Raw genomic sequence first — 24,915 nt, 5'->3', positions numbered from 1 at the left:
GCATGGTCAAGCTCAACAAGATCTACACCCGCACCGGCGACGACGGCACCACCGGTCTCGGCAGCGGTGAACGGCGGCTGAAATCCGATTTGCGCATCGATGCCTATGGCACGGTCGACGAAACCAATGCCTGCATCGGCATGGCCCGTGTCCACACGGCGACAACCCATCCGTCGATCGACGCGATGCTTGGCCGCATCCAGAACGACCTTTTCGACCTCGGCACCGATCTCGCCGTACCCGACGACGGCAAGCCGCTCGGCTACGAGCCGCTGCGCATCGTCGCCTCTCAGACCGACCGCATCGAAAAAGACATCGACCTCCTCAACAAGGACCTGGAGCCGCTCAAATCCTTCGTGCTGAACGGCGGCACGCCGGCGGCCGCCGCTCTCCACCTTGCCCGCACGGTGGCGCGACGGGCCGAACGCATCATGGTGGCGCTGGCGCAGGACCCGCGCGAGCATGTCAACCGCGAGGGCATCAAGTACATCAACCGCGTATCGGACTTTCTGTTTGTCGCCGCACGGGCGGTCAATGACAACGGAAATGCCGACGTGTTATGGATTCCCGGCAAGAACCGCTGAATTTGGCCGAAGCGGGAGGGGTCCCTGAATGTTCATCCCGCTCTACGACACCAACAGGCTGCGGCATATCAGGCTGCAATATGTGACGATCGGCCTGATCGCGCTCAACACACTCATCTACCTGGTCACAGCGATCGGTGGCGAGGATTTCAACAACGCCGCCGTGCTCGGCCTCGGTTTCATTCCGTCCGTCGTCCACGACAAGGCGGAACTGGCGCCGCAATTCGTCGTCATTCCCGAGAGCCTGAGCTACCTCACCTATGCGTTCCTGCACGCCGATATTTTCCACCTTGGCGGCAACATGCTGTTCCTGTGGGTGTTCGGCGACAATGTCGAGGACGCGCTCGGCCATATCCGCTACCTCATCTTCTACCTCCTGTGCGCCATCGCGGGAGCCGCTTTCCAGGGTCTGGTGGCGTGGGACTCGCAAGTGCCGCTGATCGGTGCCTCAGGCGCCATTGCCGGCGTGGTCGCCGCCTATCTGATCCTCTATCCCAGGGTGAAAGTATGGGTGCTGGCCTTCGCCCGCATTCCGCTGCGCATCCCGGCCTTCATCCCGCTCATCCTGTGGATCGGCTTCCAGGTGGTTATGTTCGCCTCCGGCGGCGAAAACCAGGTTTCCTGGGCCTGCCACATCGGCGGCATCATCGCCGGCGCGGTGTTGGTGCTGATCCTGCGCAGCCGCGGCGTGCCGCTGCTTGCCGGCGCCGATGGGGAGCCCGAAGCCACGCCGACCGTCGGACAGGCGCCCACCCCAGCCGAGCCAACCGCTCCACTTCCGGCGCAGCCCGCGCCGCAATGGGGTCGCGGAGCCACTCCAAGTCAGGACTGAACCGATTTGAGTGCGTCACGGATATTGACGCGCCGGGTAGTCGCAACTACGGAAGCGCCACTGCTAGGCGTTTGAAGAGCAGAATTCCGTCTGGAATGTCGGCTTTCGACAACTCAGAAAAGGCACGCGCTGCTATAGCGCGCCCAACTATTCTTGAAAGAGGTGACAGGAAATGAAGATCCTTGTGCCCGTGAAGCGGGTTGTGGATGCGAACGTCAAGGTGCGCGTCAAGGCGGACGGTTCGGCGGTTGAGCTTGCCAATGTGAAAATGGCGATGAACCCGTTCGACGAAATCGCGGTCGAAGAGGCGATCCGGCTGAAGGAGGCCGGCAAGGCGGACGAGATCATCGTCGTCTCGATCGGACCACAGCAGGCGCAGGAAACCTTGCGCACCGCGCTCGCCATGGGCGCCGACCGCGCCATCCTGGTCAAAACCGATGAGCAGACCGAGCCGCTCGGCGTCGCCAAGGTGCTGAAGGGCGTCGTCGACGCCGAACAGCCCGGCCTCGTCATCCTCGGCAAACAGGCGATCGACGACGATTCCAACCAGACCGGCCAGATGCTCGCAGCCCTTCTGGGTTGGGCGCAGGGCACCTTCGCTTCCAAAGTCGTCATCGACGGCGACAAGGCCAAGGTGACGCGCGAAGTCGACGGCGGCCTGCAGACGGTGGAATTGAAGATGCCGGCGATCGTGACCGCCGACCTTCGCCTCAACCAGCCGCGCTATGCCTCCTTGCCCAACATCATGAAGGCCAAGAAGAAGCAGCTCGACGAGAAGACCCCGGCCGACTACGGCGCCGACGTCAAGCCGCGCCTGAAAGTGATCAAGACCGAGGAGCCGAGCGGCCGCAAGGCAGGCGTCAAGGTCAAGAGCGTCGCCGAACTGGTCGACAAGCTGAAGAACGAAGCCGGCGTGCTGTAAGCGATCGGAAAAGGAGACAAGAACATGGCTATTCTTCTGATTGCCGAACACGACAACGCAACCCTTTCCGACCAGACCGCCAAGGCGCTCTCTGCAGCCCTGCAGATCGGTTCGGACGTGCATGTGTTGGTTGCTGGCAAGGGCGCCAAGCCGGCGGCGGACGCCGCCGCCAAACTCAAGGGCGTCACCAAGGTGCTGCTGGCCGATGCCGACGAACTGACCGAGCGTCTCGCCGAACCGCTGGCGGCGCTGATCGTCTCGCTGGCCGGGTCCTATGACACCATCATCGCCCCGGCGACCTCATCGGGCAAGAATGTCGCGCCGCGCGTGGCAGCCCTGCTCGATGTGGCGCAGGTGTCCGAGATCATCGAGATCGTGTCGCCCGACACCTTCAAGCGGCCGATCTATGCCGGCAATGCCATCCAAACGGTGCAGTCGACTGACGCCAAGAAGGTGATCACGGTGCGCACCGCCTCCTTCCAGGCAGCACCCGAGGGCGGCTCGGCCGCGGTCGAGACCGTCAACGCGGCGGCCAATCCCGGCCTGTCCTCCTTCGTCGAGAACAAGCTCTCCGACACCGACCGTCCGGAACTGACCTCGGCCAAGATCATCATCTCGGGCGGCCGCGCGCTGGGTTCGGCGGAAAAGTTCCAGGAAGTCATCCTGCCGGTCGCCGACAAGCTCGGTGCCGCCGTCGGCGCTTCCCGCGCCGCCGTCGATGCCGGCTATGCGCCCAACGACTGGCAGGTCGGCCAGACCGGCAAGGTGGTCGCCCCCGATCTCTACATTGCCGTCGGCATCTCCGGCGCCATCCAGCACCTTGCCGGCATGAAGGATTCCAAGGTCATCGTCGCCATAAACAAGGACGAGGAGGCGCCGATCTTCCAGGTTGCCGACTACGGCCTCGTCGGCGACCTTTTCGTCATTCTGCCGGAACTGCAAAAGGCTCTTTGACGCTTTCTGGCAAAGCGTATTAAATTGTGAGGGGCGGGGTAGACGAAGTCGCCCCGCCCTTTTAGTTTGCACCGCACAAAAGCAGGCCGCAAAGGCCATATGACGGGATCGGTGTAATGGGCAAGATCGAGACGATCGGCATCATCGGCGCGGGCCAGATGGGCGGTGGCATCGCCCACGTTTCCGCGCTGTCGGGCTTCAAGGTGCTGATCTACGACATTTCACCCGACCGCATCGAAAAGGGCATCGCCACCATCAGCGGCAACATGGCGCGCCAGGTCGGCTCGGGCAAGCTCGACGAAAAGGTCCGCAACGACGCGATGGCGCGCATCTCGGCAGCGCCGGCCATGGCCGACCTTGCCGGTGCCGATCTGGTAATCGAGGCGGCGACCGAGGATGAGACGGTCAAGCGCAAGATCTACGCGCAGCTCTGCCCGCAGCTCAACCCGGAAGCCATCCTGGCGACAAACACCTCGTCGATCTCAATCACGCGCCTCGCCGCCCAGACCGACCGTCCCGAGCGCTTCATCGGCATACATTTCATGAACCCCGTGCCGCTGATGAAGCTGGTCGAACTGGTGCGCGGCATTGCCACCGAGGACCAGACCTTCGAGGCGGCCAAGACCTATGTGAAGCAGCTCGACAAGACGATCACGGTCTCGGAGGATTTCCCGGCCTTCATCGTCAACCGCATCCTGTTGCCGATGATCAACGAGGCGATCTACACGCTCTACGAGGGTGTCGGCTCGGTCGACGCCATCGACACCGCCATGCGACTCGGCGCCAACCATCCGATGGGACCGTTGCAGCTTGCCGACTTCATCGGCCTCGATACCTGCCTGTCGATCATGCAGGTGCTGCATGACGGCCTGTCGGATTCGAAATACCGCCCCTGCCCGCTGCTGGTAAAATATGTCGAGGCCGGCTGGCTCGGACGCAAGACCGGGCGCGGTTTTTACGATTATCGCGGCGAGCACCCCGTCCCGACGCGCTAAACACCAAAAACAAGAAGATTGGCCGCGCGTCGCCTACGACGCCACGGCGAGCGGCGTCGGTGTCTCTGACTTGTCGCTCGTGCCGTTCTCCTCCGGCGCCATCGAAACACATCCACGGCCGGCAGCCTTGGCTGCATAGCAGGCGGCATCGGCCCGGGCGATGATCTCGTCGACTTCGCCGCAGCCGGCGCGGATCGGGGCCAGCCCGATGCTGGCGCCTATCGAATGGTGCCGGCCGTCCCAGGCGAAACTCAGACCGCGGATCGCATCGATGATGGATCGCGCGGCAATCTTTGCGCTGATCGCCGAACCAGACTTCAGGATCACCGCGAATTCGTCGCCACCCAGGCGGGCAACAATGTCTTCCGGACCAAGAGCACCGCGGATGGCATCGGCAACCCGTTTCAGCAAGGCATCGCCCGCGGCGTGACCGCCGGTGTCGTTGACCAGCTTGAAATGGTCGAGGTCGATGAACATGAACTGGTGCTCGCTGCCCCCTCCGACCGACCCTGTCGTGTCGGCCGTGTTGGCTTTGCGGCTTTGATCGACCAGCTCCTCCATGGTGCGGATGAAACTCGAACGGTTGGCAAGGCCGGTGAGCGCGTCATGGGCCGCAGCGTAGGCGAGCTGCCGCTGCAGGGCGCGCGCATCGGTAAAGTCCTGAAAGACGATGACCAGCCCGCAGAACTCGTCGCGCTCATTCATGATCGGCGACACGACCTGACGGATGCTGCAGCGCGTGTCGTCGCGGCGGATGAGGACGGCGCGGCTGTTCTGGTCCGCAGGGCCGGGGCTGTTGATCGCGGGCCGCGCCACACCGATCCTTTGCCCTGTTTCCTCGTCGACCGCCCAGTAGACATGGCCAAGCGTCTTGCCGAGCGCTTCGCGGCCTTCAACGCCGGTCAGCTTCTCGGCAATCGGGTTCATGAAGGTGACGCGGTTTGCGGCATCGGTGCAGATGACGGCATCGCCGATCGATTGCAGCGTTACCCGAAGCCGCTCCTTTTCATCGGCCAGCATCGCCGCCGAGACGATGAGGCGCTCTTCGGCCTGCTTGCGCTGGGTGATGTCGGTCAGGCTGCCGATGGCCCGGATCAGGCGCCCTTCGCTGTCGCGCTCCAGCGCCTTGCCGCGATCGAGGATCCAGATCCAGTGGCCATCCTTGTGGCGCATCCTGAATTCGGCTTCGAAGTACTGCGTCTTGCCGTCCAGATGAGCGCGATCGGCCTCGGCGACGGTTTCGCGGTCGTCCGGATGGATCATTGTCAGCCAGAGATCGGGGTCGCCATCCAGCTCACCGTCCGCGTAACCCAGCATGTTCACCCAGGTGGAGGAATAGGTCGTGCCACCTTTGCGCATGTCGAGATCCCAGACGCCTTGGCCGGCGCTGGCCAGTGCGAAATTCCAGCGCGTCTCGGCCTCGGCTATGCGCGCCTCCGACTGCTTGCGGGCGTCGATGTCCTCGATCTGGGAGACGAGATAGAGGGGCCGGCCAGTGCGCTCGTCGCGGATGACGGAGCCGGCGAGGTGGGCCCACACCGGCGTTCCGTCCTTCCTGAGGTAGCGCTTTTCGAAGTGATAGGAATCGACCTTGCCCTCTCTCATTTTCTCCATCGTTTCCTTGCCGATCTGCAGATCGTCAGGATGCGTGATCTGGAAGAAGGTCAGCGCCTCTATCTCCTCGCGGGTATAGCCGAGCATGGCGGCAAAGGCGGGATTGGTCTGCACAATGCGCCCATCGAGGCCGACGATGACAACGCCGATCGCCGAATCTTCCATGGCGCGGCGGAAGCGCTGCTCGCTCTCGGCGATCTGCCGGTGATCGTCCCTGATCCGGCGGATGAACAGGACCAGCAGGAAAATCGCGCCCGCGGCTATGGCGACCGCTATCTGCAGGCAGAGCCTCAAGCCTTCGGCGCCGACGTTCAGCCGCGACAACAGGATTGCTGCCGCCGTCGCGAAAAAAATGACCACCAGAAACGCCAGAACTGCGTGCCGGTCAGGTCTCAAGCCCTTCAATTCCTGCCATGTCACGATGTGTGCGATCCCCATGCATAATCGCATGTCCCCGCAGAAACCCTGAATGATCGATTTTAAGGAAAGGTTGCGCCGTCGGTACCGCCGATATGGTTTGCCCGCAAACAATTGCCGGCATGATTAAGGATCGGTGTCCATTGGCTCTGATCGCGGCCTCTTACCAGCGCACGAAGAGCCGCCCGCCGAGCCCGCCGAGCGCGGCAAGGATGACGATCGCGATCGTGTACCAGGTGGCGACGAAAAGCGGCGAATCGTCGAAACAATGCGCGGCATAGAAGGTCGCCGACAGCCCGCCGGCAAGCAGGCCGGCCACCGTGCCGGCGAGCACCGGTTGCGTTGGCGCGCCGTAGCGCAGCATCCAGAGGAAAATGGCAAGCGGGCCGATGCCGATCAGCGGGATGAGCGCCATGCAGATCATCATGTTGGAGCCGACCAGCCGCGTGCCCCATTCGGCCTGCGGCACCGCGAAAAGCTCGAGAACGACGGCCACGACCACAAGCAGCGGCGCGGCGATCATCCAGGCAGCCGCCCGACCAGTCGAGGCACCGGGCATCGAGAGTCTGCGGATGAAGACAAAGGCGCTGATGGCAAGCGTGATGGTGAAGACGAATTTGGCGAGGAAGCGCATCGAATGCATGGCCGTCGCGATATCGTGACGCGGGCCGATGGTCAGCCAGAAAACCACTGCCGCGATCACCACCGCCGCACCGGCAGCCACCCACCAGGCCGAGCGCAACGGCATCGCCTTGCTGCTTGCATCGGCGTCGAGCGCCTTGATGAGATCGTCCGTCCTCATGTCATTCCCGCCCGAACCGTCTCGCTATCGCGGCAAGCCCGCGATGCAGCGACACACGCACCGCCGTCTCGGTGATGCCGAATTTCGCCGCCGTCTCGCCGATGGAACGGCCTTCGACCGATACAGCCGAGACCACCGAGCGTTGCGCCGGCGGCAGGCCGTCGAGCGCCCGGTTGATATCGCGCTCGCTGACGGTCTCGGCTTCCGGCTCGGCAAAGGTCTCGGCGATGTCGTCGATCTCGATCTCGATGCGCCGCCCGCGCCGCCGAAAAGCATCGATCAGCTTGAAACGCGCTATGGCATAGACCCACGGCAGGACCGGCGCATCATCACGCCAAGTATGCCGTTTCACATGAATGGCTAGCAAGGTTTCCTGCACGACATCCTCGGGGTCCACTCCGCCCTGTACGATCTTGCGCCGGGCAAAGCCGCGAACGACAGCAGCGATGCGGTGCAGAAAGTCGGCGTAAGCCCTTTCGTCTCCCGCAATCGCGGCCCGCAGCAGCCGGGAGAGTTCGGCTTCGTCCTTGCCGGTCACAAGAGTTCACTCCCCGATGTTCGCGCCTCGGCGCAGATTTGTTACGTGGCCGGCGAAATAATGTCCAAGCCAAAGTGCTGGGAAATCACGAAAGTTTGCGCCCTGGCGACCGATTGAAGCAGCCCATCAATGTTGACTATGATAATCATGTATTGATAGGTGCAGCCGTGCCAAGCCAAAGACCATCGAGATCGAGGACGATGCCCATGAAATATGCTCTTTCCACCCTTGCCGGCGCCACCGCGCTGGCAATCAGCCTGATCGCCGGTCCGGCGGTGGCGCAGGAAGACGGCATTGTCGTCTACAATGCTCAGCACGAGAATCTGACCAAGGCCTGGGCGGAAGGCTTCACCAAGGAAACCGGCATCAAGGTCACCGTCCGCAATGGCGGCGACAGCGATTTCTCCAACCAGATCGTCGCCGAAGGCGCCTCTTCGCCGGCAGACGTGTTCCTGACCGAAAACTCGCCAGCCATGGTGCTGGTCGAAACGTCAGGCCTGTTCGCGCCGGTCGACGCCGACACGCTGGCGCAGGTTCCCCAGGATTTCCAGCCGGCCAGCGGCAAATGGGTCGGTGTCGCCGCGCGCAGCACCGTCTTTGCCTACAACAAGACCAAACTGACCACCGACCAATTGCCCAAATCGATGCTCGATCTCGCCGATCCCACCTGGAAGGGCCGCTGGGCCGCTTCGCCCTCCGGCGCCGATTTCCAGGCGATCGTCAGCGCTTTGCTTCAGCTCAAGGGCGAGGCCGCCACGGCCGACTGGCTGAAGGCGATGAAGGAGAACTTCACCGCCTACAAGGGCAACAGCACTGTGATGAAGGCGGTCAATGCCGGCGAGATCGAAGGCGGCGTGATCTATCACTATTACTATTTCGGCGATCAGGCCAAGACTGGCGAGAACAGCAAGAACGTCGCGCTGCACTATTTCAAGAACCAGGATCCGGGCGCTTTCGTCTCGATTTCCGGCGGCGGCGTGCTGGCCTCAAGCAAGCACAAGAAGGAAGCCCAGGCCTTCCTGAAATGGGTGACCGGCAAGGGTGGCCAGGAGGTGCTGAAGACCGGCAATTCCTTCGAATACGCGGTCGGCAAGGGTGCGGGGTCCAATCCGAAGCTGGTGCCACTGGCCGATCTGCAGGCGCCGAAGGTCGATCCGACGACGCTGAACTCGAAGAAGGTGACCGATCTGATGACGGCAGCCGGCTTGCTTTAGTCCGCTTTCGTCCTAAAAGGGCAACGACTGCGCTCCTGCGGCAATCCGCAGGAGCGCTCTGTTTTCGAGATGGCATTGGTCCATGACGACACGCTGCGTTCCCGGCCGCACTTGCGGTCCCTCAGTCGCTCCCGCCAGCGGGCGGCGGCGGCACGGCGTCTGAGCTGATGCAGCCTGCAATCGATCTTGCACGTTCAGGCTTGCCGACCACCAAGGCGGCCGGACGATCGACGCGGCGACAGCCTATGTCCTGGATAGTGCTCGTGGCCATTCTTATCTCGCTGTTCTCCCTGCTGCCGCTTGCCTTCATCATCTGGATCGCGGTGCAGACCGGCTGGGAAACGGTAGCCGCGCTGGTCTTCCGGCCGCGCGTCGGCGAACTTCTGGTCAACACCGTGCTGCTGGTGGCATTGGCCGTGCCGATCGCCATCGTGCTGTCGGTGGCGCTGGCCTGGCTGACCGAACGCAGCGACCTGCCGGGTGCCCGCCTGTGGGCCTGGCTGGCGGTGGCGCCGCTCGCCATCCCTGCCTTCGTGCACAGCTACGCCTGGATCACCATGGTGCCGGGATTGCACGGCCTGTGGGCCGGTGTCCTGGTTTCCGTCATCGCCTATTTCCCGTTCCTTTATCTGCCGGTGGCGGCAGCGCTGCGGCGTCTCGATCCCGCTCTCGAGGACGCCGCGGCAGCGCTCGGTCTCGGCCCGTGGCGCGTGTTCGCCCGGGTCGTGCTGCCGCAGCTCAGGCTTGCGCTCTGTGGCGGTTCGCTCCTGGTCGGCCTGCATCTGCTGGCCGAATACGGCCTCTACGTCTTCATCCGCTTCGACACCTTCACCACGGCGATCGTCGACCAGTTCCAGTCGACCTTCAACGGCCCCGCCGCCAACATGCTGGCCGGCGTTCTGGTGACATGCTGCTTCGTGCTGCTCGGCCTGGAGGTGCTGGTGCGCGGCGAGGAGCGCTATGCCCGCGTCGGCTCGGGCGCCGCGCGCCACCAGCAACGCACCAACCTCGGCAGCTACACCATCCCTTGCCTGGCGCTGCCGGCCATCACCTCGCTGCTGGCGATCGGCGTGCCGTTCGTCACCATCGGCCGCTGGCTTGCGGCGGGTGGCGCCGAGGTCTGGCGATTCGACGAGATCGGCCTGGCGCTCGGCCAGACGCTGTTCCTGGCGCTCGCCGGGGCGCTGCTCGCAACGATAGCCGCCATGCCGATGGCGTGGATCTCGATCCGCGCGCCGGGACGGCTGCAGCGCCTTCTGGAAGGCTGTAACTACATCGTCGGCTCGCTGCCTGGCGTCGTCGTGGCGCTGGCGCTGGTCACCATCACCGTGCGCATCGCCATGCCGCTCTATCAGTCCCTGTTCACCATCCTTGTCGCCTATGCCCTGATGTTCCTGCCGCGTGCCCTGGTCAGCCTGCGGGCGTCGATCGCGCAGGCGCCGATCGAGCTCGAACGCGCCGCCTCCAGTCTCGGCCGCTCGCCACTCAAGGCGCTGTGGTCGACGACGGTCCGGCTGTCGGCGCCGGGGGCGGCGGCCGGCATGGCGCTGGTCGCGCTCGGCATCATGAACGAATTGACCGCCACCCAGATGTTGGCGCCCAACGGCACCCGCACGCTGGCAATGGCGTTCTGGTCCTACAGCGGCGAGATCGACTATGCCTCGGCAGCGCCCTATGCCTTCATCATGGTGGCGATGTCGCTGCCGCTGACCTGGCTGCTCTATGTCCAGTCGAAACGGATGGCCGGGCGATGAGCTTTCTCGAACTCGAAGGCGTGCACAAGCACTATGGCCCGGTGGCCGCTCTCGCCGGCGTCGACCTCAGCGTGGTCAGTGGCAGCCGCACGGCGATCGTCGGCCCCTCGGGCTGCGGCAAGACCACCCTGTTGCGGCTGATCGCCGGCTTTGAAGCGCCGGACCGGGGCCGCATCGTGCTCGATGGCCAGCTGTTGGCCAATGGCGGCACGGCCGTACCGGCGCATCGCCGCGGCATCGGTGTGGTGGCGCAGGACGGCGCCCTGTTTCCGCATCTGACCATTGCCGACAATATCGGCTTCGGCATGGACCGCCATGCGGACAAGCGCAGCGAGCGCATTGTCGAGCTCGCCTACATCGTCGGGCTCGACAAGGCGATCCTGAAACGCCGACCGCACGAGCTCTCCGGTGGCCAGCAGCAGCGCGTGGCGCTGGCCCGCGCCATGGCCATGAAGCCGCGGCTGATGCTGCTCGACGAGCCGTTCTCGGCATTGGATACCGCGTTGCGCGCCTCGATGCGCAAGGCGGTGGCCGAGCTGCTGGAAGCCGCCGGCATCACCACCATCCTGGTGACGCACGACCAGGCCGAGGCGCTGTCCTTTGCCAGCCAGGTGGCGGTGATGCGCGACGGCAAGTTTTCGCAGGTCGGCACGCCGCGCGAACTCTATCTCAAGCCGAAAGACCGGATGATCGCCGAGTTCCTCGGCGAGGCCATCATTCTGCCGGCCAAGATTGCCGATGGCTTCGCCAACTCGCCGCTTGGCCGCGTCGCCGTCGACACCACCGAGCGGCGCGATCTCGCCCGCATCATGCTGCGGCCGGAGCAGATATCGGTGAAAAGGACATCACGCGAAGGCATGTCGGGCACGCCGGACATGCTGTTCGGCGAGGTGACGGACTCGGAATTTGCCGGCTCGATGTGCACCATCGCCGTTCGGCTGCTGAACAGTCCCGATCCGCCGGACGCGGCCGCGATCGGCAACACGCCATTGATCCTGCGCAAGCCCGGCATGGACGCGCCGACAGTCGGCGAGATCGTCCGCCTGACCGTGACCGGCAAGGCGCACGTGTTTGGCGCTTAGGAAACCCTTTCGCCAGTCGCCGGTGACCAGAGCGGCCAATTTTCGAGGAAGTCGTTGTTGTGCACGACGAGCCGTCGGGCGGCAGCATCGATGAGAATGATCCCGTAGGTCGGCGGCGCCTGCTCGACGACCTCCTCGCCGTCCAGGTCGAGCATGAAGCGGGCATGTAGGCCGCGCTGCGCGGTGAACGGGATGCCCGCGACCGTGCCGGCAATGTCGCGATGGACGTGGCCGAAGAAGATATGGCCGACATTGCCGTGGCGCGTCAAAAGGTCGAGGAAGCGCTGCTTCTGTTCAAGTCCGAGTGGGTCGAGCAACGGCAGGCCGAGCTCGACCGGCGGATGATGCAGGAAGATGTAGGCCTGCCGCCCCGCCGCCTCGCCGAGCCGAGCGTCGAGCCAGGCAAGCCTGATCTCGCAGAGTTCGCCGGTGACGCGTCCTTCAGCCAGGCTGTCGAGGAACAGCAATGGTCCTTCCGCACTATCGTAGACTGACTGCACGAAACCGTTGTCGTCGAGCGGATGTTCGGGAAAGGCGGCGACAAGGTTGGCCCGCTGGTCGTGGTTTCCCGGCAGCAGCCGGTACGGCACTGAAAGCGCCTGCAACGCCGCTTTGAGATCGGCATAGGTGCTGGGCGCGCCCGCGTCGGTCAGATCGCCGGTGAAGACACAAAGGGTGGCATCGGCGTGACGGGCATTGATGTGCGCGATGCACCGGTCAAGCCGTTGATGCAGATCCACGCCAAAGTGAAGCTCACCGCGTCGGCCAAGATGAAGATCCGAGACCTGGATGATTTTCATTCGACAACCCGCTCATGGCTTCAGAAGAAGATTGCGCTGTGCATTCAAAGCGCCGGGACCGGTGTCGGCGCTCTGATGTCATCGAGACGTTTGCCCGTTTGCGACGAGAAGAGATGCAGGTCCGCCTGTGAGAACAGCACGCCGACCCCGGTGCCGGGTTGCGGGTGGACGGCTTCCGACGTGACCACGGAAAACGGCGCGCCGTCGAGATCGACATAGATGACCCGGCCGGCGCCCAGCTCCTCGACGAGGTCGACGGTTGCGTCGAGCGCGCCCGGCGTGCCGGGCGCGACCAGCCTTACGGCTTCCGGCCGGATGCCGACCGCGACCTCGGTGCCGACCGCCAGGCCGGCGCGCGAAACGTTGAGCTTGCGGCTGCCGCCGAGCAGCGACAGCCCGTCGAGCGTGACCACGCCCTCGAGGATGTTCATCGCCGGCGCGCCGACAAAGGTCGCGACGAAACGGCTCGCCGGACGTTTGTAGATTTCGCCCGGCGTGCCGACCTGTTCGACGCGGCCGCCATTCATCACCACCAGTCGATCGGCGAGCGTCATCGCTTCGACCTGGTCATGAGTGACGAACACCGAGGTCGCGTTCAGCCGGCGGTGCAGCTTGCGGATCTCCGAGCGCATCTGGACGCGCAGCTTGGCGTCGAGGTTGGACAGCGGTTCGTCGAACAGGAACACCTTCGGTTCGCGGATCATGGCGCGCCCCATCGCGACACGCTGCCTTTGACCGCCGGAAAGCGCCATAGGCTTGCGGTCGAGCAGCTGTTCGAGCTCCAGCGTCCGCGCCACCGCCTGGATGCGCTGTGTCCGCTCGGCGGCGGGGACACCGGCCACCTTTAGCGAATAGCCGATATTCTGCGCCACGCTCATATGCGGATAGAGCGCGTAGTTCTGGAACACCATGGCGCAGCCGCGCTCGCGCGGCTCGAGCTTGTTGACGACGGTACCGTCGATGGCGATCTCGCCGCCGGAAATCTCTTCCAGGCCGGCGATCATCCTGAGCAGCGTGGACTTGCCGCAGCCGGACGGTCCGAGGATGACGACGAATTCGCCCGACGCGATGTCGAGATCGACGCCGTGCACGACCTGCGACCTGGCATAGCTTTTCGTGACGCCGCGAATGGTGATGGAGGCCATCAGCTATCTCCCTTTGAAGTCACTTTTCGGTGGCGATCAAGCCACGCACGAACCAGCGCTGCATGGCCACGACGACGATCAGCGGCGGCAGCATGACGATCAGCGTGCCGGCCATGGCGATGTTCCATTCCGGAATGCCGCCGACATTCGGAATGAGCTGCTTGAGCTCGGTGACCGCTGTCGCATGCGATTGATCGGTGGTGATGAGCAGCGGCCACAGATATTGGTTCCACGCCCACAGGAACATGATGGTGCCGAGCGCCGCCATGTTGTTGCGCGACAGCGGCAGCAGTATGTCGATGAAGAAGCGCAACGCGCCGGCGCCGTCCATGCGCGCGGCCTCGGTCAATTCGTCCGGCACGGTCAAAAAGAACTGCCGGTAGAGAAACGTGCCGGTGGCGGTGGCGATCAGCGGCAGGATCAGTCCGGAATAGGAATTGAGCAGCCCGTGGCTGAGCGAAACCTGGACGCCCGAGACCTTTTCGATCAGCCAGCTCAGGCCGGTCACGTCGAGGATCGCCTGGTASGGCGASAGCRCGTTGGCGRCGACSGCRTAGGTCGGCACGATGCGCACTTCSAGCGGCAGCATCAGKGTGATGAAGATCAGCCAGAAAATGAAGGTGCGGCCGGGGTAACGGAAATAGACGATCGAGAAGGCGGTGAGCGCCGAGACGATCACTTTGCCGGCGGCGACGCCGGCCGCCATGATGAAGCTGTTCAGGAGCTTCGGCCCGAGGTCGGCCGTCGTCCATGCCGTCTTGATATTGATCCAGAAATCGCTGCCCGGCAGCAGCGACATCGGCACATCATTCACGTCCTTGAGGTTGTGCGACGCCGCGATGGCCACAATCGCGAACGGCGCCACGCAAAACACGAAGCCGACGAAAAGGATCACATGGGTGAAGAAATTCAGGAACGGGGTGCGCTCTACCATCTCAGCCTCACCGGTAGTGCACGCGCCGCTCGATAAAGCGGAACTGGAAGATGGTGAGCACGACGATGAGCAGCATCAGGATGATGCTCTGTGCGGCGGCGCCTGAATAATCGAGGCCTTTGAAGCCGTCGGAATAGATCTTGTAGACCATCAGATTGGTGGCGTTCGCCGGTCCGCCCGATGTCATGATGTCGACGATGCCGAACGAATCCTGAAAACTCTCGGTGATGTTGATGACCAGCAGGAAGAAGATCGTCGGTGTGATCAAGGGGAACTGGATGTCCCAGAACCGCCTGAGGACACCGGCGCCGTCCATCGCCGACGCCTCGATCAAGGAGCGCGGAATGGCCTGGAACGCGGCCAGGAAGAAGATGAAGTTGTAGCCGACATATTTCCACGAGAAGGCGGCGATGATCGAGGCCATCGCGTCAACGCCGTCGAGGCCGGGATCCCAGAATCCGGGCCACATCTTGTTGACGACGGCCATGAAGCCGGCTTCTGGCGCCAGGATGAAGCGGAAGGCGAGCGCCAGTGCCGGTGCCGCGATGCCGTAGGGCCAGATCAGCACGACGCGATAGAAGCGCGAACCGGCAAGCTGCCGGTCGGTCAAAGCCGCCAGCACCAGCGCGATGAACATGGCAAGCCCGGTGCTGATGCCGGCAAAGACCAGGCTGGCGGTGATCGAATTCCAGTAATCGGCGCTGGACAGGATGGCGCGGAAATTGTCCAGCCCGACCCAGACGTTGCCGCCGCCCCATGGCTGCTGCAGCGTCAGCGACCAGTAGACCGCTTGGCCGGCTGGCCAGTAGAAGAAGGTGAAGATCAAAAGCAGCTGCGGCACCGCAAACAGGATGCCGATCGTCCATCTGCTGAAAGTAACGCGTTTTTCCATCGATCCGCCGACGTTGAACCGCCTGTATTCCGGGATGTGAAGCGGCCGCCCGGCGTTTGCCTCCGGGCGGCCTGGAAGTTCTAGACGATCAGGGCAGCGTCTTGCCCGGATAGGTCTGCTGGAAGCGGTCGAGGATGGCGTCGCCGTTCTTGACCAGCGTGTCGAGGCCTTCCTGGACGCTGACCTTGTTGGCGAAGATCGCTTGCATCTCGGTACCGAACTCGGCACGGATCTGGGTGAAATTGCCAAGCCGGATGCCGCGGGTGATTTCGGTCGGCTCCGAGGCGGTCAGGCTGGCGATCGCGGTTTCGCGACCCTTGTAGGGTGCCTTGTCGTAGAAGCCGTCGGCCTTCATGTACTCGAAGCCCGACTTCGTCACCGGAATGTAGCCGGTGTTGGTCGACCAGAACAACGCGGTCTTGGGGTCGTGGATGAAGTTGAGGAACGCCGCAGCGCCCTTGTATTCCGCATCCGACTTGCCGGAGAGCACCCACAGCGAGGCGCCGCCGACAAGCGAGTTCTTGCGCTCGGTGCCGGCATAGACCGGCAGCTCGGCGACATCCCAGTTCATGCCTGCCTTCTGCGTCTTGCCGACCGTGCCGTGGTCGCCGACCGAGGACATGATCACCTGGCAGGTGCCCGAAGCGAAGGCCTGCACCATATCCTGGCCAAGATCCTTGGACTTGATCTTGATCAGGCCTGCGTCATACCACTTCTTGAGGTCGGTGACGTACTGCACGAACTTGGTCTTGTTAACTTCCAGACGGGCGTCGAGGCCGTCATAGCCATTGTTCTTGGTGGCGATCGGCTGGTTGTGGATGGCCGAGAACTGCTCCATCAACTGCCAGCTTTCGTTGGCCGAGATGTTGATCGCCATCGGGCACTCATAGCCGGCGTCCTTCAGCGCCTGCAGGTCGGCGCCGACGTCTTCCCAGGTCTTGGGCGCCTCGGTCTGGCCGATCTTGGCGAAGGCGTCCTTGTTCCAGTACATCAGTGCGGTCGAGGAGTTGAACGGGAAGGACAGCATCTCGCCCTTCGACGTCGCGTAGTAGCGCGCAATGCCGGGGAAATAGTCGGCGTAGTCGATCTTGTAGCCATTCTCTTCCATCAGCTTGTCGGCAGGCTTGTAGGCGCCCGACAGCATCATGGTGGCAGTGCCGACATCATAGACCTGGACGATGGCGGGCTGCTTGCCGGCGCGGAAGGCGGCGATGGTGTTCTGCAGCGTGGCATCATAGTTGCCTTGGCTGGTGCAGACGACTTCATAGTCGGATTGCGAGGCATTGAAGTTCTTGCACAGCGTATCGACGACGCGCGCGAGATCGCCCGAAAGGCCGAACCAGAAATCGAACTTGGTCGCTTCGGCGGCTGCCGGCAGCGCCATGGAAACGCTGATTGCGCCGGCGGCCACAGCCGCCAGGCTCTTTTTGATCATCGACATGAATCTCATTCCCTGTTGAGTGGTTCGTTTCAAGGATCGTCGCGCGGCTCCCTGACCGTCTCTTAGAGAATGTATGTGACAGTTCTGTTGTGCCCTTTTCGTCCGGTGGACAGGCATTTTTCTCCTCCCGGGACGGCTTGCGCCGCGACGAAATGGAGCCGTCATATCGGCGCATTGGCTAGCCAGGGCGCTGTGCGGCGGCGTAGAGGCCGGGGAGAATCGCTGCGCATGTCGAGCTGGATGGACGGGAGTCGGGCGGGTGGCCGGCGTCTGCCGCCTCAGCTACCCAAGGCCGCTTCGACCAGTCTCCTCGCATCCGGCCCCGACCATTCGGCCGGACCGTTCATATGGGCGATCAGGCAACCTTCGCCGTCGATCAGCATGGTGACCGGCAGGCCGAGCGCCAGGCCGCGCCTCTTGACCTCGTTGAACAGCGTCATCGACGCATCGCGGTAGTAGCCGAGCGCTTCGACACCAATCTCCTTGAGGAACTTCTTCGGCTTGACGTCGTCGCCGGCATCGACATTGACCGCGACGACCTGGAAGACGTCGCTGCCCTTCTCCTTCTGCAGCGCATCCAGCGCCGGCATCTCGGCGCGGCAAGGCGCGCACCATGTCGCCCATAGATTGAGCAGCACCGTCTTGCCGGCATGGTCGGCGATCGTCATCGGCTTGCCGTCGGGATCGTTGAAGGCGAGGCTTTTCAGCGACTGCGGCGGATCGGCCGGCAAAAGAGCCGCGACCTGGCCGGTGGCCGCGGCGGCGACTTTCTTCGCGCGCTCGCTCTTGGCGGCGCAGGCGACATCGTCCTTGCTGTCGCCGACGGCGATCTGTGCCGGAGCGTTGTTGCCAGAACCGCTCTCGCTGACATATACCGCGACCGCGCCAGCCAGCACGCCTGCCACCAAAGCGGCGAGGATCAGGCGCGGGGCCGGGAAGAATCTATTGCCGTCTGCCATTTTCTAAGAACTGCTCCGGAGCACGGGTTATAGCGATGAGCGACAAGAAGGCCAGCAACCAGATGTGGGGCGGACGTTTTGCCTCGGGTCCGGCCGCGATCATGGAAGCGATCAACGCGTCGATCTCGTTCGACCGCAAACTCTATGCCCAGGATATCCGAGGCTCGATCGCCCACAGCCAGATGCTGGCGCAAACGGGCATTATTTCGGCGGCCGATCAAGAAAAAATCGCTCACGGGCTGAACACGATTCTGAAAGAGATCGAGGCCGGCACCTTCGAGTTCTCGACCCGACTGGAAGACATCCACATGAATGTCGAGGCGCGGCTTGCCGATCTGATCGGCCCGGCCGCCGGCCGCCTGCACACCGCCCGCTCGCGCAACGACCAGGTGGCGGTCGACCTGCGTCTGTGGGTCAAAGACGAATGTTTCCGCGTCGCCGAGGCGCTGAAGGGCCTGATCGCGGCCTTCCTGGACCGGGCCGAGGAGCATGCGGCAACGGTGATGCCGGGCTTCACCCACATGCAGGCGGCGCAGCCGGTGACCTTCGGCCACCACTGCATGGCCTATGTCGAGATGTTTGCGCGCGACCTGTCACGCGTTCGCGACGCCATCGAGCGCATGGACGAAAGCCCGCTCGGTGCAGCCGCGCTGGCCGGCACCAGCTTCCCGATCGACCGCCATCAGACGGCAAAAAGCCTCGGCTTCCGCGAGCCGATGCGCAATTCGCTGGACAGCGTTTCGGACCGTGATTTCGCGCTCGAGTTCCTTGCCATGGCGGCGATCTGCGCCACCCATCTGTCGCGGCTGGCCGAGGAGATCATCATCTGGTCGACGCCGCAATTCGGCTTCGTCAGACTGTCGGATAGCTTTTCCACCGGCTCGTCGATCATGCCGCAGAAGAAGAACCCCGATGCCGCCGAGCTGGTGCGCGGCAAGACCGGCCGCGTCACCGGTCATCTGGTCGGCCTGCTGACGGTGATGAAGGGCATGCCGCTGACCTACGGCAAGGACATGCAGGAAGACAAGGAATCTGTCTTCGACGCCGCCGAAACGCTCGACCTGATGCTGGCGGCGATGACCGGCATGGTGCGCGATATGACGGTCAACGGCGCCGCCATGAAAAAGGCCGCCGGCGCCGGCTATTCCACCGCGACCGACCTCGCCGACTGGCTGGTGCGTACGCTCGGTCTGCCGTTCCGCGAGGCGCATCACGTCACCGGTCGCGCCGTGGCGCTGGCCGAAGAGAAAAAGCTCGGCCTCGACAGGCTGTCGTTGGAGGACTTGCAGTCCATCCACCCCGGCATCACCGCCGACATCTTCTCGGTGCTTGCCGTGCAGAATTCGGTGAAAAGCCGCGTCAGCTTCGGCGGCACCGCGCCGTCGGAAGTGAGGAAGCAGATCCGCGCCTGGAAAAAGCGGCTGGCGAAAGCATAGGCCGGGGTGCAATGCGCTGAAAACTCGGCTAAAAGCAGCGGCTGATAAAGATTTTCGGACGGATGGATCGATGACCGGAAGCAGGATTTTGGTGACGCTGACGCTGCTTGCGGCACTTGCGACCGTTACGGCCTGCGGCAGGAAGGCCGGTCTCGACACGCCTTACGAAGCGGCCGTGCAGGCGCGCAAGGATGCCGAGCGGGCCAAGCAGCCCGTGCCGCCCGAGCCGGAAAAACCGGTCGAGGACAAGAAGTTCATTCTCGACCCGCTTCTCTGATCATTCCGGAACCACTCTCGTGAACCATTTCGACTACCGCGACGGCGTGCTGCATGCCGAGGACGTGGCGATTTCAGACATCGCGGCCAGCGTCGGCACGCCGTTCTACTGCTATTCGACGGCAACGCTGACCAGGCATTTCCGCGTCTTCGCGCAAGCCTTCGCCGGGCTCGCCACGCTGGTCTGCTACGCCATGAAGGCGAATTCCAACCAGGCGGTGCTGCGCACGCTGGCAAAACTTGGCGCCGGCGCCGACGTTGTCTCGGAAGGCGAATTGCGCCGCGCCTTGGCCGCCGGCATTCCGGCCAACAAGATCCTGTTTTCGGGCGTCGGCAAGACCGCGCGCGAAATGGACTTCGCGCTCGAGGCCGGCATCCTGTGCTTCAACATCGAATCCGAGCCTGAGCTCGAATTGCTGTCGGCCCGCGCTGCGGCCCTTGGCAAGGTGGCGCCGATCTCGCTACGCATCAATCCCGATGTCGACGCCAAGACCCACAAGAAGATCTCCACCGGCAAGGCCGAGAACAAGTTCGGCGTTCCCTGGCAGAAGGCGCGGCAGATCTATGCCCGTGCAGCGCAGCTGCCGGGCATCAGGATCACCGGCATCGACACCCATATCGGCAGCCAGATCACCGAGCTACAGCCTTTCGACGATGCGTTCGCCCTGTTGGTCGAACTGGTCGGCGCGCTGCGCGCCGATGGGCACGCCATCGAGCATATCGATCTCGGCGGCGGGCTCGGCATCCCCTACCGCGTCGACAACAGCCCGCCGCCCTTGCCCGACGCCTATGCGCAGATCGTCAGGAAGCATGTCACCAAGCTCGGGATGAAGGTGATGTTCGAGCCCGGCCGGCTGATCGTTGGCAATGCCGGCATCCTCGTTTCCGAAGTGATCTTCGTGAAGGAAGGCGACGCCAAGAATTTCCTCGTCGTCGACGCCGCCATGAACGATCTGATCCGACCGACGCTCTATGACGCGTTCCACGAGATCAGGCCGGTAGTGCAGCAGCCGGCCGCTGCGCCACGCATGATGGTCGACGTGGTTGGCCCGGTCTGCGAGACCGGCGATTATGTCGGCCTCGACCGTGACCTGCCAAGGCTGAAGTCCGGCGACCTGATCGCCATTTCCACCGCCGGCGCCTATGGCGCGGTGCAGGCCGGCACCTACAACACGCGCCTGCTGGTTCCGGAGGTGCTGGTCGACGGCGACCGCTTCCATGTCGTACGCCCGCGCCAGACCTATGAAGAGCTGATCGGACTGGATTCAGTTCCCGACTGGCTGGAATAGAGAGCCTACGGCGCTACAGCCTGCGCTGAAGGAGCAACCGGGTTTCGGAAATCCTGTCCTCGTCACGGCGGTAGAATGTCCACTGCTTGATGCGCTTGGCGCGCAGAAGACCGGCCTGGGTGAGTACGCGCATATGTTCGCTGAGCGTCGCCTGGGTGATGCCGAGCTTTTCGGCGATCAGCAGCGCGCAAACGCCATCCTCGACCAGATCGCCATCCAACTGGCGTGGGAAATGGGCGCGCGGATCCTTCAGCCAATCGAGGATCTGTAGCCTGCGCTCGTTGGCGATCGCCTTGAAGACATCAACCTCTTGTATTTAGCCATTTTGCTAAGTTACTAAGCAATGTCAATCTTGTCAGGAGCGCACCATGCCGGACGGCAACACAATCACCCGCGAGCGCATCGCCGCGATGGAGCCGCGCATCCGGCCCTTCGTGCGCCACACGCCGACACTGCGGGTCGACATGGCCGATTTCGGCCGCCCCGCCCATGCCGTCGACCTGAAGCTCGAAAGCCTGCAGCATTCCGGCTCGTTCAAGGCGCGCGGCGCCTTCACCAACCTGCTTGAACGTCCGGTGCCCAAGGCCGGCGTCGTCGCCGCCTCGGGCGGCAACCATGGCGCCGCGGTCGCCTATGCCGCCATGCGGCTCGGTCACAAGGCAACGATCTTCGTTCCCGAAGTCAGCCCGCAGGCAAAGCTGGACCGCATCCGCGGCTACGGCGCCGATCTGGTTGTCGGCGGCGCCCGCTATGCCGAGGCCCTGGCTGCCAGTGAAAGCTTCGCGGAAAAGACCGGTGCGCTGCAGATCCACGCCTTCAACCAGGCGGAAACGCTGGTCGGCCAAGGCACGCTCGGGCTCGAGATCGAGGCAGACCTGCCCGAACTCGACACGCTGCTGGTCGCTGTCGGTGGCGGCGGCCTGATCGGCGGCATCGCCGCCTGGTTTGCCGGCCGGATCCGCATCATCGCCGTCGAGCCCGAAGGGGCTCCGACACTCTTCCGCGCTTTGGAGGCGGGCCAGCCGGTCGACGCACCGGCGGAAGGCATCGCCGCCGATTCGCTGGCCCCCAAGCGCGTCGGCGAAATGATGTTCCCGATCGCCGAGGCCTTCGTCGAACGCTCCCTCCTGGTCAGCGACGACGACATCATCGCCGCGCAGAAAGCGCTGTGGGACCGGGTGCGGATCATCTCCGAGCCGGGTGGTGCGGCCGCCTTCGCGGCGATCCTGTCCGGCCGCTACGAACCATCGCCAGGCGAGCGTGTCGCCGTGCTGGTCTGCGGAGCCAACGCAAATCCGGCGAATTTCTAGCCGCAACCGCGACAAGACCTGTTCACGTTTTAACTGCCGCCTCGCCTTTGCCGTGTTTGCTGGTAAACTTCCGTTCGTGAGTCCGGGCTATCCCGCCCGGACAGGAAGGGCCGATGACGCAACGACCCACTTCCAGCAGCGATCGCGGCCTGGCCGGGCGCCTTGCCTTGAGCCGGCTGGCGACGCGGGTCTCGATGACGGTCGAGCGCGGCTGGCCGTTGCTGCTGCCGCTGGTCATCGTCGCCAGCCTGTTCCTCAGCATCTCCTGGCTTGGCCTCTTCCCCCGCTTGCCCGACATGGTGCGCATCGGCCTCGTCGCCGCATTCGCCATCGCCGGCCTTGCGGCACTCTATCCGCTGCGTTTCTTCAAACTGCCGTCCGCTGCCGAGATCGACCGCCGCATCGAAGCGGCCAACAATTTGCTGCACAGCCCCGTGCTGGTGCAGACCGATCGGCCGAGCGGCAAGGAAAGCGGCTTTTCGCAGGCGCTGTGGCGCGAGCACCAGAAGCGCATGGCCGACCAGCTCGGCAACCTCGGCGCCGACCTGCCGCGCACGCGCGTGCCGGAGCGCGACCCATGGGGGCTGCGCGCCGTGGCTGCCCTTTTGTTGGTCACCGCCTTTGCCTTTTCCTTCGGACCGTCGGGCGGCCGGATAGGCGACGGCTTCAATGCCCATGCGGCACGCGACACGGTGCCGCCGCGCATCGATGCCTGGGTGACGCCGCCTGCCTATACCGGCAAGCCGCCGGTCTTCCTCACCGCTGACGCCAATCAGGCCGCCTTGACCTTTAACGTTCCGCAAGGCAGCGACGTCTCGCTGCGCGTCACCGGCGGTTCGGGCGAGGAAACGCTGAGCTACGCCGACGCCAGCGGCAACGCCCGCATTATCGACCCGGCCGGACCGAAAGCCACCACGGCCAAGCCGGCGGCCGCCACGCCCAAGCTGCGCCAGTTCACCGGCAAGCTGACTGCTGACGGCACGCTGACGCTGAAATCGGGCGAAGCCGACCTTGGCCACTGGGCTTTCACAGTGATCCCGGACAAGCCGCCGCAGATCCATTTCGTCGGCGAACCAAAGCGTGCCGCCAACGGCGCCTTCGAACTCAGCTACCAGATAGACGACGATTATGGCGCGGCCACCGGCAAGGCGGTTTTCGCGCTGGCCGACCCGCAGGCGCCCACCGCCCACCCGCTCTACGGCCCGCCCGAACTGCCGCTGGCGCTGCCGCGCCGCGGCGGCAAGACCAACGTCGCCAAGACCACCAAGGACCTGACCGAGCACGTCTGGGCGGGCGACAGCATCAAGCTGACGCTGGTCGCCACCGACGATGCCGGACATACCGCAACCAGCGAGACCAAGACGCTGGTGATGCCGGAGCGGCCATTCTCCAATCCGCTGGCAAGGGCGGTGATCGAGCAGCGCCGCCTGCTGGCGCTCGACGCCAACGCCAAGAACCACGTGCTCGACTTGATGGACGCGATCACCATCCGCCCCGAAGACACGTTCGACAACATGGCGCACTACCTCGCCATCATGAGCGCCCGCAGCCGGCTGAAGATGGCCGACAGCGACGATCAGCTGCGCAACGAGGTGTCCTATCTCTGGGAAATCGCGCTCGGCATCGAGGAAGGCAATCTGTCGGCCGCCGAGAAGCGGCTGCGCCAGGCGCAGCAGGCGCTGCAGGACGCGATCAAGAACGGCGCCAGCGATGCGGAAATCGAAAAGGCGATGAAGGAACTGCGCGAGGCGATGAACGAGTTCCTGCAGGAATTCGCGCAGCGCGCGCAGCAGAATCCGAACGCGCCGCAGATGCAGCAGAACGGCCAGGAACTGCGCCAGAGCGATATCGACCGCATGATGGACCAGATCGAGAATCTGGCGAAATCAGGCGATCGCGACAAGGCGCAGGAGTTGCTGTCGCAACTGCAGGACATGATGAACAATCTGCAGGCCGGACGCCAGCAACAGGGCGACCAGCAGGACAGCGAGATGCGCCAGCAGATGGACAAGCTCGGCGAGATCATGCGGCGCCAGCAGGAGATGATGAACGACACCTTCCGCATGGACCAGATGCAGCGCGGCCAGCGTCAGCGCGGCCAGAACCGCGACGAGCAGCTTGGCGAAAATGGCGGCGGACAGGATCAGGACAAGCCCGGCCCGGGTGACGACCGCGACCCGCTCGCCCGGCAGAAGCCGATGACGCCGCAGGAGTTCGCTGAAGCGCTGAAGCAGTTGCAGGAAGGCCAGGGCAAGCTGCAAAGCGACCTTGAGCAGCTGAAGAAGGGTCTCGAAGGCCTGGGCATGGAGCCCAATGAAGGATTTGGCGAGGCCGGCAAATCCATGGGCAATGCCGAACAGGCGCTCGGCGAGGGCGAAGGCGACCAGGCCGTTGGCCACCAGGGCCGAGCGCTGGAGGCGCTGCGCAAGGGCGCCAAGGACATGATGAAACAGTTGCAGGCCATGCAGGGCGACCAGGGCGGCAGCGAGCAAGGCGGCCGCCAGCAGGACGCCGACCGTGATCCGCTCGGCCGGCCGCGCGCTACCAACGGCCCTGACGACGGCAACTCGGTGAAGGTACCGGACGAGATCGACGTGCAGCGTGCCCGCCAGATCCTCGAAGCGATCCGCAAGCGGCTCGGCAATGCGCTGAGCCCCGATATCGAGCGCAGCTATCTCGAGCGGCTGTTGGAGCTCAAATAACCACCCTGCCCCTGAACCTATCG

The 24,915-nt window shown here is 64.0% G+C and carries 23 protein-coding genes; 13 read left to right on the top strand and 10 right to left on the bottom strand.

Annotated features, from left to right (window positions below; all coding sequences use genetic code 11):
- Positions 1-2: 2 nt before the first annotated feature.
- The 5 genes from AC1DXN_RS20860 to AC1DXN_RS20840 all read left to right on the top strand — a co-directional run bounded on the left by AC1DXN_RS20860 (position 3) and on the right by AC1DXN_RS20840 (position 4,287).
- Positions 3-584 carry a cob(I)yrinic acid a,c-diamide adenosyltransferase gene (locus AC1DXN_RS20860; protein ID WP_477271031.1) on the top strand — a complete coding sequence of 194 codons (582 nt, stop codon included), beginning with the start codon at positions 3-5 and terminating at the stop codon, positions 582-584.
- A gap of 28 nt (positions 585-612) precedes the next feature.
- On the top strand, positions 613-1,416 hold the full coding sequence (locus AC1DXN_RS20855) for a rhomboid family intramembrane serine protease (protein ID WP_477271029.1): 804 nt from the start codon (positions 613-615) through the stop codon (positions 1,414-1,416).
- Positions 1,417-1,588: 172 nt separating this feature from the next.
- The gene (locus AC1DXN_RS20850; protein WP_477246590.1) at positions 1,589-2,338 is read left to right on the top strand and encodes an electron transfer flavoprotein subunit beta/FixA family protein; all 750 of its coding nucleotides are present in this window, start codon (positions 1,589-1,591) and stop codon (positions 2,336-2,338) included.
- A 24-nt stretch (positions 2,339-2,362) separates the two neighbouring features.
- Entirely contained in the window at positions 2,363-3,292 is a 930-nt protein-coding gene (locus AC1DXN_RS20845) for an electron transfer flavoprotein subunit alpha/FixB family protein (protein ID WP_477271027.1), read from the top strand.
- A gap of 116 nt (positions 3,293-3,408) precedes the next feature.
- Positions 3,409-4,287: a 3-hydroxybutyryl-CoA dehydrogenase gene (locus AC1DXN_RS20840; protein ID WP_477271025.1), complete on the top strand. Its 879-nt coding sequence runs from the start codon at positions 3,409-3,411 to the stop codon at positions 4,285-4,287.
- A gap of 33 nt (positions 4,288-4,320) precedes the next feature.
- On the opposite strand, the gene AC1DXN_RS20835 is transcribed toward AC1DXN_RS20840, so the two are convergent.
- The 3 genes from AC1DXN_RS20835 to AC1DXN_RS20825 all read right to left on the bottom strand — a co-directional run bounded on the left by AC1DXN_RS20835 (position 4,321) and on the right by AC1DXN_RS20825 (position 7,658).
- Positions 4,321-6,261 (bottom strand): PAS domain S-box protein, encoded by a 1,941-nt coding sequence (locus AC1DXN_RS20835; RefSeq protein ID WP_477271023.1) that lies wholly within the window; start codon positions 6,259-6,261, stop codon positions 4,321-4,323.
- Between the two features lie 220 nt (positions 6,262-6,481).
- The gene (locus tag AC1DXN_RS20830) at positions 6,482-7,120 is read right to left on the bottom strand and encodes an NrsF family protein (protein ID WP_477271021.1); all 639 of its coding nucleotides are present in this window, start codon (positions 7,118-7,120) and stop codon (positions 6,482-6,484) included.
- A 1-nt stretch (position 7,121) separates the two neighbouring features.
- Complete coding sequence (locus tag AC1DXN_RS20825) at positions 7,122-7,658, bottom strand: sigma-70 family RNA polymerase sigma factor (RefSeq protein ID WP_477246578.1); 537 nt, start codon at positions 7,656-7,658, stop codon at positions 7,122-7,124.
- Between the two features lie 206 nt (positions 7,659-7,864).
- Between AC1DXN_RS20825 and AC1DXN_RS20820 the strand changes: the two genes are divergently transcribed.
- The 3 genes from AC1DXN_RS20820 to AC1DXN_RS20810 all read left to right on the top strand — a co-directional run bounded on the left by AC1DXN_RS20820 (position 7,865) and on the right by AC1DXN_RS20810 (position 11,708).
- Positions 7,865-8,872: an iron ABC transporter substrate-binding protein gene (locus tag AC1DXN_RS20820; protein WP_477271019.1), complete on the top strand. Its 1,008-nt coding sequence runs from the start codon at positions 7,865-7,867 to the stop codon at positions 8,870-8,872.
- A 167-nt stretch (positions 8,873-9,039) separates the two neighbouring features.
- Positions 9,040-10,626, top strand: a complete 1,587-nt coding sequence (locus AC1DXN_RS20815) for an ABC transporter permease (RefSeq protein ID WP_477271017.1) — start codon at positions 9,040-9,042, stop codon at positions 10,624-10,626.
- On the top strand, positions 10,623-11,708 hold the full coding sequence (locus AC1DXN_RS20810; protein WP_477271015.1) for an ABC transporter ATP-binding protein: 1,086 nt from the start codon (positions 10,623-10,625) through the stop codon (positions 11,706-11,708). Before AC1DXN_RS20815 ends, AC1DXN_RS20810 begins: the two co-directional genes overlap by 4 nt.
- Here AC1DXN_RS20810 and AC1DXN_RS20805 read toward each other — a convergent pair.
- From AC1DXN_RS20805 to tlpA, 6 genes are all read right to left on the bottom strand, one after another.
- Positions 11,705-12,508, bottom strand: a complete 804-nt coding sequence (locus AC1DXN_RS20805; RefSeq protein WP_477271013.1) for a phosphodiesterase — start codon at positions 12,506-12,508, stop codon at positions 11,705-11,707. The genes AC1DXN_RS20810 and AC1DXN_RS20805 overlap by 4 nt on opposite strands.
- 44 nt (positions 12,509-12,552) lie before the next feature.
- Positions 12,553-13,653, bottom strand: a complete 1,101-nt coding sequence (gene ugpC / locus AC1DXN_RS20800; RefSeq protein WP_477271011.1) for a sn-glycerol-3-phosphate ABC transporter ATP-binding protein UgpC — start codon at positions 13,651-13,653, stop codon at positions 12,553-12,555.
- 19 nt (positions 13,654-13,672) lie between these two features.
- Entirely contained in the window at positions 13,673-14,587 is a 915-nt protein-coding gene (locus AC1DXN_RS20795; RefSeq protein ID WP_477421641.1) for an ABC transporter permease subunit, read from the bottom strand.
- A 7-nt stretch (positions 14,588-14,594) separates the two neighbouring features.
- A complete protein-coding gene (locus AC1DXN_RS20790; RefSeq protein WP_477271007.1) occupies positions 14,595-15,479 on the bottom strand; it encodes a carbohydrate ABC transporter permease in 885 nt (294 codons plus the stop codon).
- Between the two features lie 88 nt (positions 15,480-15,567).
- Positions 15,568-16,920 carry an extracellular solute-binding protein gene (locus tag AC1DXN_RS20785; RefSeq protein WP_477271005.1) on the bottom strand — a complete coding sequence of 451 codons (1,353 nt, stop codon included), beginning with the start codon at positions 16,918-16,920 and terminating at the stop codon, positions 15,568-15,570.
- A gap of 278 nt (positions 16,921-17,198) precedes the next feature.
- Positions 17,199-17,879, bottom strand: a complete 681-nt coding sequence (gene tlpA, locus AC1DXN_RS20780) for a thiol:disulfide interchange protein TlpA (protein ID WP_477271003.1) — start codon at positions 17,877-17,879, stop codon at positions 17,199-17,201.
- Between the two features lie 35 nt (positions 17,880-17,914).
- On the opposite strand from tlpA, the gene argH reads away from it, so the two are divergent.
- From argH to lysA, 3 genes are all read left to right on the top strand, one after another.
- Complete coding sequence (gene argH / locus AC1DXN_RS20775) at positions 17,915-19,315, top strand: argininosuccinate lyase (protein ID WP_477271001.1); 1,401 nt, start codon at positions 17,915-17,917, stop codon at positions 19,313-19,315.
- 70 nt (positions 19,316-19,385) lie between these two features.
- Positions 19,386-19,592 carry a hypothetical protein gene (locus AC1DXN_RS20770; RefSeq protein WP_477246558.1) on the top strand — a complete coding sequence of 69 codons (207 nt, stop codon included), beginning with the start codon at positions 19,386-19,388 and terminating at the stop codon, positions 19,590-19,592.
- A 19-nt stretch (positions 19,593-19,611) separates the two neighbouring features.
- Positions 19,612-20,880: a diaminopimelate decarboxylase gene (gene lysA / locus AC1DXN_RS20765; RefSeq protein ID WP_477270999.1), complete on the top strand. Its 1,269-nt coding sequence runs from the start codon at positions 19,612-19,614 to the stop codon at positions 20,878-20,880.
- Positions 20,881-20,893: 13 nt separating this feature from the next.
- On the opposite strand, the gene AC1DXN_RS20760 is transcribed toward lysA, so the two are convergent.
- Positions 20,894-21,196: an ArsR/SmtB family transcription factor gene (locus AC1DXN_RS20760; RefSeq protein ID WP_477271495.1), complete on the bottom strand. Its 303-nt coding sequence runs from the start codon at positions 21,194-21,196 to the stop codon at positions 20,894-20,896.
- Positions 21,197-21,248: 52 nt separating this feature from the next.
- On the opposite strand from AC1DXN_RS20760, the gene AC1DXN_RS20755 reads away from it, so the two are divergent.
- Positions 21,249-22,190 (top strand): threonine/serine dehydratase, encoded by a 942-nt coding sequence (locus AC1DXN_RS20755; protein WP_477246552.1) that lies wholly within the window; start codon positions 21,249-21,251, stop codon positions 22,188-22,190.
- A 113-nt stretch (positions 22,191-22,303) separates the two neighbouring features.
- Positions 22,304-24,892 carry a TIGR02302 family protein gene (locus AC1DXN_RS20750; protein ID WP_477270997.1) on the top strand — a complete coding sequence of 863 codons (2,589 nt, stop codon included), beginning with the start codon at positions 22,304-22,306 and terminating at the stop codon, positions 24,890-24,892.
- Positions 24,893-24,915: the final 23 nt, after the last annotated feature.

The organism is Mesorhizobium sp. P2_H9, assembly GCF_056403215.1.
The sequence above is the reverse complement of the archived record's forward strand: the minus strand, read 5'-3'. Positions and strand labels throughout refer to the sequence as shown.